Genomic DNA, 8,909 nt, shown 5'->3' with positions numbered 1-8,909 from the left:
TCGCGGGTCAGCGCCATGGCCGTCATCATCACCATGGTCATCTGCAGGATGACGCCGAGCAGGCCGGGCACGACGTTGTATTGCGAGATGCCTTCCGGATTGTAGCGCTGGTGCACCACCACCTGGAGCTGCTGCTTGGCGGTCTCGGCGGCCGCCGCCTGCATGCCTTGAGCACGCAGCAGCGCCTGGCTCGCCACGGTGCTCAGCGTGGAGATGGCGCCGCTCGCGGCGGAAGGGTCGGTCGCGTCGGCCTCGATCAGGATCTGTGGGCTGTCGCCGCGCTCGACGCGCCGGGCGAAGTCGGCCGGGATGGTGACGACGAAGGAGACGGCGCCCTTGGCCATCAGCGCCTCCGCCTCCTCGGCGCTTTGGGCGACATGGTCGAAACGGTAATAGCCGGTCATCTGCAGGGCGGAGACCATGGCGCGCGTGTACTGGTCGTTGCTCATCGCCACCAGCGCCGTCGGCAGGCTCTTGGGATCACTGTTGATGGCAAAGCCGAACAGCACCAGCTGAATCAGCGGCACGCCCAGCATCATGGCGAAGGTGACGCGGTCGCGCCGCATCTGGATGAACTCCTTGATCAGCAGCGCGCCGAGCCTGGCTAAGGAGAAGAGCCCGTTCATGCCATATTGTCCTTCGAGCCGGACATGAACTGGATGAAGACGTCTTCCAGGCTGGTCTCGCCCGGCGCCACCGTCACCCCCTCGTGGTCCTTCTCGACATCGGCCAGCGCCTTTTCGAGAGCCGCCTTGTCGGAGCCGACGACATGCAGCGTGGCGCCGAACGGCGCCACCTGGTCGACGCCCGCGCGGCCCTGCAGCGCTTCCGCCACCCGGTCGAGCCTTGGCCCCTGCAGGACGAAGGTGGTCAGCCCGGCGTTCTTCACCACCTCCGCGACGGTGCCGGTGGCAAGCATCTTGCCGTAGGAGATGTAGCTGATGCGGTGACAGCGCTCGGCCTCGTCCATGTAGTGGGTCGAGACGAGCACGGTGAGCCCGCCGGCTGCCAGCCGGTGGATCTCGTCCCAGAACTCGCGCCGCGCCTTCGGGTCGACGCCGGCCGTCGGCTCGTCGAGCAGGAGCAGCTTCGGCTCGTGCATGATGCAGGCGGCAAGCGCAAGCCGCTGCTTCCAGCCGCCGGACAGCGTGCCGGCCAGCTGGTTGCGGCGCGTGGTCAGGCCGAGCTCCTCCAGCGTCCGCACCACATATTGCTCGACCGGCTTCAGCCGGTAGAGCCGTGCCACGAATTCGAGGTTCTCGCCGATCGTCAGATCCTCGTAGAACGAGAATTTCTGCGTCATGTAGCCGACTTCGCGCTTGATCTTGAGGCTCTCGGCGCGGATGTCGAAGCCGAGCACGGTGCCCTCGCCCTCGTCGGGCGTCAGCAGCCCGCACATCATGCGGATCGTCGTCGTCTTGCCCGAGCCGTTCGGCCCGAGGAAGCCGACGATCTCGCCCTCGGCCACGGTCATCGTCACATGGTCGACGACGGTCTTGTCGCCGAAGCGCTTGACCAGCCCGCGGACGTCGATGGCGTTCATTTTCCGATATCCGCGAGGTCGACGTCGACGATCTGGCCAGGCTGCAGCGGGCCGGCATTGCCCTCGGGCCGCGCCTCGACGAGATAGACCAGCTTCTGCCGGTTCTGCAGCGAGTAGATCACCGGCGGGGTGAATTCCGGATCGGGCGAGACATAGCTGACGCGCGCCTTCAGGTCCGACCCGCAGCCATCGCAGCGCACGCTGAGCAGCGTGCCAACCTTGACCGACGAGAAGGCGGCTTCCGGCACGAAGACGCTGAGCTTGACCGCGTTGTCAGGCAGCATCGAGATCACCGGCGCAGTGGGTCCGGCGGTATCGCCCGGATTGCGGATCACGTCGTCGATGCGGCCGGCGGAAGGCGCGGCCAGCACGCGCTTGGACAGACGCCATTGCGCCTGCCCCAGCGCCGACTGCGCCTGCTGGACCTGGTTCTCGGCCGCCTTGATCGTCTCCGGCCGCGCCGGCAGGCCGCCGACGGCCAGATTGGCCTCGGCCTGGCCGACCTGCGCATCGGCGGTCTCCATGGTCGCCGAAGCGGTGTCATAGTCGGCCTGCGTGCCGGTGCCGCGCTTGTAGAGGTCGCTGGCGCGGTCATATTTGCGCTTGGCGTCGGCGGCCTGCGCCTTGGCCATGTCCACCGCGGCCTTGAGCACCGCGATCTCTTCCGGGCGCTTGCCCACCTTGAGGTCGGCAAGCTGCGCCTCGGCCTGCGAAAGGGCGGCCTGCGATTGCGCCACGGCGATCCTGGCGTCGTCATCTTCCAGGGTCGCAACTGGCATGCCGGGCGTCACCCTGTCGCCGCGCCTGACTCCGACGGTCGCCACCTGCGCCACCTCGATCGGCGCCATCAGCACATACTCGCCCTCGACATAGCCGACGGCCAGCGGCGGCGGCGACGCGCAAATGCCGAACAGCTGCGCCGCGAGCGGCAGGGAACAGAGAAAGCTCATGGCTTGACCTCCTTGCCGGCGCCATCGCGCGCCGCCAGCATGGCCTTGAGGTTGTCCGTCGTGATCGCCGTCACCTTGGCGGCCTCGGCATTGCCTATCTCCGGCCAGCCCATCCTTCGCATCACCGCCTCGCGGCCGATGCGGAAATAGATGACCTGGCCGATTATCGTGAACACGGTCAGCCGGGTTGCCTCGCTCTCGGCCGGCTCGCCGGTCGCCTGTTCCCAGATCTGGCAAAGCCTGCGGTGCGTCGGTTCGAACACGCCGGCATAGATGCGGTCGAGCGCCGCCGTCGGATGGGAAAGCTCTCGAAGTACGAATTGTACGATCTCGCCCGCCTCTGGTGTCGCGACAACGAATGTCACCATGCGCTCCAGGGCGGTGACGAGCTGCGCCCGCGCCGCCTCGCGGCTCGATGGACCAGGCGTATGGGCCGCGCCGACGACCTGGCCGGCGATCGCCTGGATGGTGTCGACGATATAGTCCGCCGCGGCGGCGCGCAGGCCTTCCTTGCCGCCGAAGTGATAGGCGATCGAGCCGATATTGGCCTTGGCCTCGGCGGCGATCTCGCGCGTCGAAGTGCCATCGAAACCCTGCCGCCCAAACAATCTGAGCGCGGCCCGCACCAGCGCGGCCCGCGTCTGGTCGGCGGGAGAAGCTTCCCGTTGCCCCGTCTTGGCGTTCGTCGGCTTGCTCATTCCGCGACTTTGATCAATCGATTGATTAAAGTCAAATTGATTTTCGGACCCGCTTGCCATCTCGACCCGCGCAGTCTTTAGTGCGCGCCCATGGGCAAGGAAGTCGAGCGTAAGTTCCTGGTCACCAGCGCCGAATGGCGCGACCTCGTCGAAGCGGAGATCCGCATTCGCCAGTTCTACCTCGCCGCCGCGACCGGGCGTACGGTGCGCGTTCGCATCAGCGACGGCAATTCGGCGAAGCTGACGTTGAAATTCGGCAGCGCGGCCAAGGAGCGCGACGAATACGAGTACCCGATTCCGCTGGACGAAGCCGAGGAGATGATGGCGTTCGCCATCGGACGTGTCATCGAGAAGACACGCCACCATGTTAGATACCGGGGCTATCTCTATGAAGTCGATGTGTTCGGCGGGATGCTCGCGGGTCTGGTGGTCGCGGAGCTCGAGACGCCGGAGGATGTACCAGACGAAATGCTGCCCGACTGGCTCGGTCGCGAGGTCACCGGCGAGTCGAGATTCTACAACGCGTCGCTCGCCCTCGGTGGGATTCCGGAGATCGCCGCATGAACTTCCGCATTGATCCGCGCCTGCCGCTGACCGGCGAGGTCAGGCGCATCCTGGCCGAGGAAATCGGCAAGGCGATCGCCCATCTCGAGATGGCGCGCGAAAAGCCGGAACAGGGCGTGCATAAATGCCGCAAGCGGCTGAAGAGCGTGCGCGCCTTGCTCCGCCTGGTTCGTTTCGGCGACGAACCGTTCTGCCAGACCGAAAACGAATGCTATAAGCAGGTGTCCGCCCTGCTGGCCGGCCCGCGCGAGGCGACTGCGCTTATCGAGACCGTCGATCGTCTTGCCAATGCCTTTCCGGAGCAAACCGCCGGCGGCGGCCTCGATCCGGTCCGCGACCGGCTGGTGATGCGCCAGCATGAGCTGCATTCCGGCGCCGGTCTCGACGCCGCCATAAACGCCGCAATGGCCGCGTGCCGGGAAGGTCTCGAGCGCGTCGACAGGCTATCCCTGCCCGACCAGCCCGAGCAGGCAGCCGACATCCTGGCTGAAGGCGCTCGCGCCACCTTGCGGCGGGCGAGGAAGGCGCTGGACAAGGCGATCTCTCGCGGTGAGGCCGACGATTTCCACGACCTGCGCAAGGCGGCCAAGACGCACAGCATGCATCTGTCGCTGCTGGGCAGGCTGTGGCCGACGCCTATCAAGGGGCGCCGCAAGGAGGTCGACAGACTGGGCGAGCAGCTCGGCGAGTTGCACGACCTGTTCGTGATGCGCGCGCTGCTCGATGCCGAAGGCGAGCCGCTCGGCCCGCCCGACGAGACCAAGCTTCTGCGCAAGCTGCTGAAACGCTCGGAAAAGAGCCTCAGCAAGGCCTGCCTCGCCGAGGCCTCCGACCTGTTTGGCGACAGTCCCAAGCGCTCGATGCGCAAGCTGGCGCGCAAGGCCCGCAACGACCTCGCCGCGCCGCATGAGGAAGCGAAGGCAGCGTAATCGCGGCGGAACGCCGCTCAGGCGGCGGGCACCGGCTTCTTCAACTGCGCCTGTGCGTCGCGGACCGAGGCGGCGTAGGTCACCAGCGGCCGCTTGACGCCGTGAGTGATCAACATGCGGCGGATATGCGGCGAGGCGCCGGCGATGATGAAGCGCACGCCGGCGCGCCTTGCCTTGTGCGCGGCGCTTTCGATGACATTGGCGGCGGTCGAATCGAAGAACGGCACCGCCGAGCAGTCGAGGATGAAATTCCTGCGCTGGTCGGCGATGCGGTCGAGCACCGCGCCGACAGTCGAAGCGGCGCCGAAGAAGAACGCTCCGGAGATCCGGTAGACCACCGTGTCCGTATCGGTCGCCTCGCTGGAATCATAGGCGGAGGCGCGGTCGGCGACATCCTCCTGCACCAGCGGTTGGTCGGCCTCGACGGCGATCGACTTGGCCATGCGGTCGATGAAGAGGATCGAGCCGAGCACGAAGCCGACGACGATGCCTTCGGTGAGGTCGCGGAAGACGACGATCAGGAACGTCGCCATCAACACCAGCGCATCGCCGCGCGAGGCCCTGAGCAGCGTGGCGAAGGCCTGCTTCTCGAACATGTTCCAGCATACCACGGCGAGCACGCCGGCAAGCGCCGAGAGGGGGATGTAACTGGCCAAGGGCGCGGCCACCAGCATCAGCGCCAGCAGGATCAGGGAATGCAGCATGCCCGAGACGGGACCATGCGCGCCGGCCCGCACATTGGTCGCGGTGCGGGCGATCGTGCCGGTGGCGCAGATGCCGCCGAACAGGGCCGAGGCGATGTTGGCGAAGCCTTGCGCCACCAGCTCGCAGTTGGAGCGATGCCGCCGCCCGCTCATGCCGTCGGCGACGACAGCCGACAGCAGCGATTCGATGGCGCCGAGCAGGGCAAAGGCGATCGCGTCCGGCAGCACGTCGATCATCCTGTCGATGCTGACCGGCGGCAATGCCGGCCATTGCAGGCTGCGCGGGATACCGCCATAGCGCGTACCGATCGTCTCCGCCGGCAGCGCGAAGGCCGCCACCACCACCGACGCCACGCCAATGCCGATCAGCATCGCCGGCCATTTCGGCCGCCAGCGCCGCACAAGCACGATGGTGAGGATGGTGAGCGCCGCGACGAACGCAGCCGACGGATTGATCGTGCCCGCCGCCTCGCCGATGGCGACCAGCTTGGGAACCAGAGGCCCAGGCTCCTTGCCTGCAAGCTTCAGCCCGAGCAATTCGACGATCTGGCCGGAGAAGATGATGACGGCAATGCCGGCGGTGAAGCCCACCGTAACCGGGTAGGGGATGAACTTGATGTAGGTGCCGAGCCTCAGATAGCCGATGGCGAGCAGGAAGGCGCCGGCCATCATGGTCGCCAGCAGCAGGCCGTCGACGCCGACGCGCGCCGCCGTGGCCGCCACCAGCACGATGAAGGCGCCGGCCGGGCCGCCGATCTGGAACCGGCTGCCGCCGAGCGCCGAGATGATGAAGCCGCCGACGATCGAGGTGTAGAGGCCGCGTTCCGGCGTTACACCGGACCCGATGGCGATCGCCATAGACAAGGGCAGCGCGACAATGGCGACCGTAAGCCCGGCGATGACATCGGCGCGGAAATGGGCAAGCGTGTAGCCCTCGCGCAGCACGGTTACGAGCTTGGGCGTGAACAGCTCGGCGAATGTCGGCCGCGCCAGATGTTGGTTTGCCCGCCGGACCTGATCCATGGACTGCCTTCCGAGGCGGCGGGGATCGTCGGCTTGATGTCGGCGGTCGCCGTCGCAGTAACTTGCGACGCCGCATCGTGCTTTCCGGAAATCGGAGCCGATTTTCGGCCGATGCGGTTGCGGCTCAGCCTTGCGGGTTCTGCACTGCCGTGGCTTTGAGGCGCACGCCCCTGCCGCCGCGCTCGCTGGCCTGGCTCTCGCCAATCAGTTCCACCCCGGCCTCGTCGAGCGCCTGGATGACCTTCATCAGCGTGTCGACCACGCCCCTGACGACACCTTCGCTCGCTTCCATGCGCTGGATGGTCGGAAGCGAAACTCCGGCGCGCTCGGCGAGCGTTTTCTGATCGATACCGGCCAACGCTCGCGCGGCGCGCATCTGCGCTGCTGTGATCATCGGCCAGAACCCTTGTCTGAGTCTGCAACATCAATGGATAATACAAAGATCATGATGTTTCAAGCATCATCAACAATGGATAAAACATGGATCATTCGCTGTCGCCCACCACCTTCCGCCGCTGCAGCAAACGCGCCACCAGCCAGCACAGCATGGCCCAGGCGAAGCCGGCGCACCAGCCAGCAAGCACATCGGATGGCCAATGCACGCCTAGATAGACGCGGCTGGTGCCGACCAGCAGCGTGGTGAACACAGCGAGGCCGAGCACGAAGAACCTGGAAGTGCGATCCGGCAGGAAGCGCGCCGCCAACGAACCCAGCGTGAGATAAGTCACCGCCGACAGCATGGCGTGACCGCTCGGAAAGGAGAGCGAGGTTTCGGTGACGAGGTGTGAGACCAGCTCGGGCCGGGGCCGGTCGACTTCGTGCTTGAGCAGGGTGGAGAGCACCTGTCCGCCGGCAACGGCCACGAACATCAGCAGCGCCGTTGCCGGCCTGCGGATCACCAGCAGGTAGACGATCGTCGCCGTCGTGATCAGGATGAGCACGCTGGCGCTGCCGAGGCTGGTGATGTCGCGCATGGCGCCCGGCAGCCAGTATGGACCGATCGGGTTGTCCGGTTGCCCGGGATGGCGGAAGGCGAGCAGGATCTCGGCGTCGAAGGCGTGCGGCGTCGTCGCCCGCGCGACCTCCATCAACTCGACGAATCCCCAGAGCGCGGCGGCGATCACCAGCCCGGCCAGGAGCACGGGAAATTCCAGTCTGTTGAGCGAAGAGTCGACGGGAGATTTCATCAGGGGCGTATCAGCTAGAGCCCTGCATATAGGGCCCGAGCGTGATCAGGGCGACCGCGGCGATCGCCAGCACGACGCCAGCCGCCTGCACCGCGTTGAGCCGCTCGCCGAAGAAGGCCAGCGCCACGACGTTGACCGAGACCAGCTGGATCACCGCCGACAGGCTGAACGACACCGACATGCCGAACTCGCGGATCAGCCGGAGCATGATCAGATTGCCCGCCGAATAGAGCAAAAGCGTGAGCACGATCTTGGCGAAGCTGGGCGCCATCCCCCATTGCTTGGCCGCCATCGCCGCCAGAAGGAAGATCACCGTCGAGACGCCGAGCTGCGCCAGTCCCCAGAAACTCACTTTCGCGTCCCTCCCGAAGCGGCCGTCGCCGCGCCTGCCGCGTCCTTGTTTCCGAAGCGCGTCGAGGCGTCAAGCTGAGCCTCGCGGATCGGCGCCCGCTGCCACGGGATCGAAGCGAAATGTCGAAAAATGCACCTGGGAATCGCGATGGGCGGAGCCGACGGCAAGCGCCTGCGACCGGGTTGTGACTGACGGTCATGGACAATCATAGCGCGCATGGGCTCGGCCGGAATGGCAGGCAGCCGGCAAACGAGCGCGCCTCGATCACGCCGATGTCACGAAAATGTGATCGTCCGTCTTTACGGGTCGAAGAGCACCCCCGTCCCCAGCCACCTCAAGAAGCCAGAGGACAGATATGACCGTGACCCCTGAAATCCGCTTTCGCACCAGCCTGCTCGAGGCAAATGACGGCCCCGCCGTCAATCCAACCGACAACCGCACGATGGGTGAAATCATTGCCGCGCGCTTCTCGCGTCGCGGTTTCCTGATGGGCTCGCTGGCCGTTTCGGCCATTGCCGCCACCGTCAGCCCGCTGGCGCTTGTCGCCGCCGACGAGGCGCGCGCGGCCGAGGGCTCGGCCTTCACGTTCGACGAGGTCGAGGCCGGGATCGACGACAAGCATCATGTCGCCGCTGGCTACGACGCCGACGTGCTGTTGCGCTGGGGCGACCCGCTGTTTGCTGATTCGCCGGAATTCGACCCGGTGAAGCAGTCAGCAGAGGCGCAGGCCAGGCAGTTCGGCTACAACAACGACTATGTCGGCTATATCGCGATCGACGGCTCGGCCGAGCATGGCCTGCTGGTCGTCAATCACGAATACACCAATCCGCATCTGATGTTCCCCGGCATCGTCAAGATCGTCGAGAAGGATGGCAGGAAAGCTGCCGAGGTCGCGCCGCTCAGCAAGGAGCAGGTCGATGTCGAGATGGCGGCCCATGGCGGCACCATCGTCGAGATCC

Annotated in this window: 11 protein-coding genes; 3 read left to right on the top strand and 8 right to left on the bottom strand. The window is 66.1% G+C overall.

The window, feature by feature from the left end; translation table 11 throughout:
* The 4 genes from Q0L57_RS32990 to Q0L57_RS32975 form a co-directional block, all read right to left on the bottom strand.
* Positions 1 to 626: ABC transporter permease (locus tag Q0L57_RS32990; RefSeq protein ID WP_296747282.1), on the bottom strand; the 626-nt coding region annotated here is incomplete at its 3' end.
* On the bottom strand, positions 623 to 1,543 hold the full coding sequence (locus tag Q0L57_RS32985; protein WP_296747281.1) for an ABC transporter ATP-binding protein: 921 nt from the start codon (positions 1,541 to 1,543) through the stop codon (positions 623 to 625). The genes Q0L57_RS32990 and Q0L57_RS32985, both read right to left, overlap by 4 nt.
* Entirely contained in the window at positions 1,540 to 2,493 is a 954-nt protein-coding gene (locus Q0L57_RS32980) for an HlyD family efflux transporter periplasmic adaptor subunit (RefSeq protein WP_296747280.1), read from the bottom strand. Before Q0L57_RS32980 ends, Q0L57_RS32985 begins: the two co-directional genes overlap by 4 nt.
* Positions 2,490 to 3,191 carry a CerR family C-terminal domain-containing protein gene (locus Q0L57_RS32975; protein WP_296747279.1) on the bottom strand — a complete coding sequence of 234 codons (702 nt, stop codon included), beginning with the start codon at positions 3,189 to 3,191 and terminating at the stop codon, positions 2,490 to 2,492. The genes Q0L57_RS32980 and Q0L57_RS32975 overlap by 4 nt, the downstream gene beginning before the upstream one ends.
* A gap of 90 nt (positions 3,192 to 3,281) precedes the next feature.
* On the opposite strand from Q0L57_RS32975, the gene Q0L57_RS32970 reads away from it, so the two are divergent.
* Both Q0L57_RS32970 and Q0L57_RS32965 read left to right on the top strand, forming a co-directional pair.
* Positions 3,282 to 3,755: a CYTH domain-containing protein gene (locus Q0L57_RS32970; RefSeq protein ID WP_296747278.1), complete on the top strand. Its 474-nt coding sequence runs from the start codon at positions 3,282 to 3,284 to the stop codon at positions 3,753 to 3,755.
* A complete protein-coding gene (locus Q0L57_RS32965) occupies positions 3,752 to 4,684 on the top strand; it encodes a CHAD domain-containing protein (protein ID WP_296747277.1) in 933 nt (310 codons plus the stop codon). The genes Q0L57_RS32970 and Q0L57_RS32965 overlap by 4 nt, the downstream gene beginning before the upstream one ends.
* A gap of 17 nt (positions 4,685 to 4,701) precedes the next feature.
* Here Q0L57_RS32965 and Q0L57_RS32960 read toward each other — a convergent pair whose 3' ends face one another.
* The 4 genes from Q0L57_RS32960 to Q0L57_RS32945 all read right to left on the bottom strand — a co-directional run bounded on the left by Q0L57_RS32960 (position 4,702) and on the right by Q0L57_RS32945 (position 7,950).
* Complete coding sequence (locus Q0L57_RS32960; RefSeq protein WP_296747276.1) at positions 4,702 to 6,411, bottom strand: SulP family inorganic anion transporter; 1,710 nt, start codon at positions 6,409 to 6,411, stop codon at positions 4,702 to 4,704.
* Positions 6,412 to 6,535: 124 nt separating this feature from the next.
* Positions 6,536 to 6,805: a helix-turn-helix transcriptional regulator gene (locus Q0L57_RS32955; RefSeq protein WP_296747275.1), complete on the bottom strand. Its 270-nt coding sequence runs from the start codon at positions 6,803 to 6,805 to the stop codon at positions 6,536 to 6,538.
* 91 nt (positions 6,806 to 6,896) lie between these two features.
* Positions 6,897 to 7,598, bottom strand: a complete 702-nt coding sequence (locus Q0L57_RS32950) for a phosphatase PAP2 family protein (protein ID WP_296747274.1) — start codon at positions 7,596 to 7,598, stop codon at positions 6,897 to 6,899.
* 10 nt (positions 7,599 to 7,608) lie between these two features.
* A complete protein-coding gene (locus Q0L57_RS32945) occupies positions 7,609 to 7,950 on the bottom strand; it encodes a hypothetical protein (protein WP_296747273.1) in 342 nt (113 codons plus the stop codon).
* Between the two features lie 355 nt (positions 7,951 to 8,305).
* Here Q0L57_RS32945 and Q0L57_RS32940 point away from each other — a divergent pair.
* Positions 8,306 to 8,909 (top strand): alkaline phosphatase PhoX (locus tag Q0L57_RS32940; protein WP_296747272.1); only part of this gene is annotated, 604 nt, incomplete at its 3' end.

This window comes from Mesorhizobium sp. (assembly GCF_024509055.1).
Classification (GTDB): domain Bacteria; phylum Pseudomonadota; class Alphaproteobacteria; order Rhizobiales; family Rhizobiaceae; genus Mesorhizobium.
The sequence above is the reverse complement of the archived record's forward strand: the minus strand, read 5'-3'. Positions and strand labels throughout refer to the sequence as shown.

Bases quoted from the DNA above. Each gene is read 5' to 3' on its own strand.
- Q0L57_RS32980 (WP_296747280.1), bottom strand. From the start codon at position 2,493: ATGAGCTTTCTCTGTTCCCTGCCGCTCGCGGCGCAGCTGTTCGGCATT.
- Q0L57_RS32955 (WP_296747275.1), bottom strand. From the start codon at position 6,805: ATGATCACAGCAGCGCAGATGCGCGCCGCGCGAGCGTTGGCCGGTATC.
- Q0L57_RS32985 (WP_296747281.1), bottom strand. From the start codon at position 1,543: ATGAACGCCATCGACGTCCGCGGGCTGGTCAAGCGCTTCGGCGACAAG.
- Q0L57_RS32965 (WP_296747277.1), top strand. From the start codon at position 3,752: ATGAACTTCCGCATTGATCCGCGCCTGCCGCTGACCGGCGAGGTCAGG.
- Q0L57_RS32960 (WP_296747276.1), bottom strand. From the start codon at position 6,411: ATGGATCAGGTCCGGCGGGCAAACCAACATCTGGCGCGGCCGACATTC.
- Q0L57_RS32975 (WP_296747279.1), bottom strand. From the start codon at position 3,191: ATGAGCAAGCCGACGAACGCCAAGACGGGGCAACGGGAAGCTTCTCCC.
- Q0L57_RS32970 (WP_296747278.1), top strand. From the start codon at position 3,282: ATGGGCAAGGAAGTCGAGCGTAAGTTCCTGGTCACCAGCGCCGAATGG.
- Q0L57_RS32950 (WP_296747274.1), bottom strand. From the start codon at position 7,598: ATGAAATCTCCCGTCGACTCTTCGCTCAACAGACTGGAATTTCCCGTG.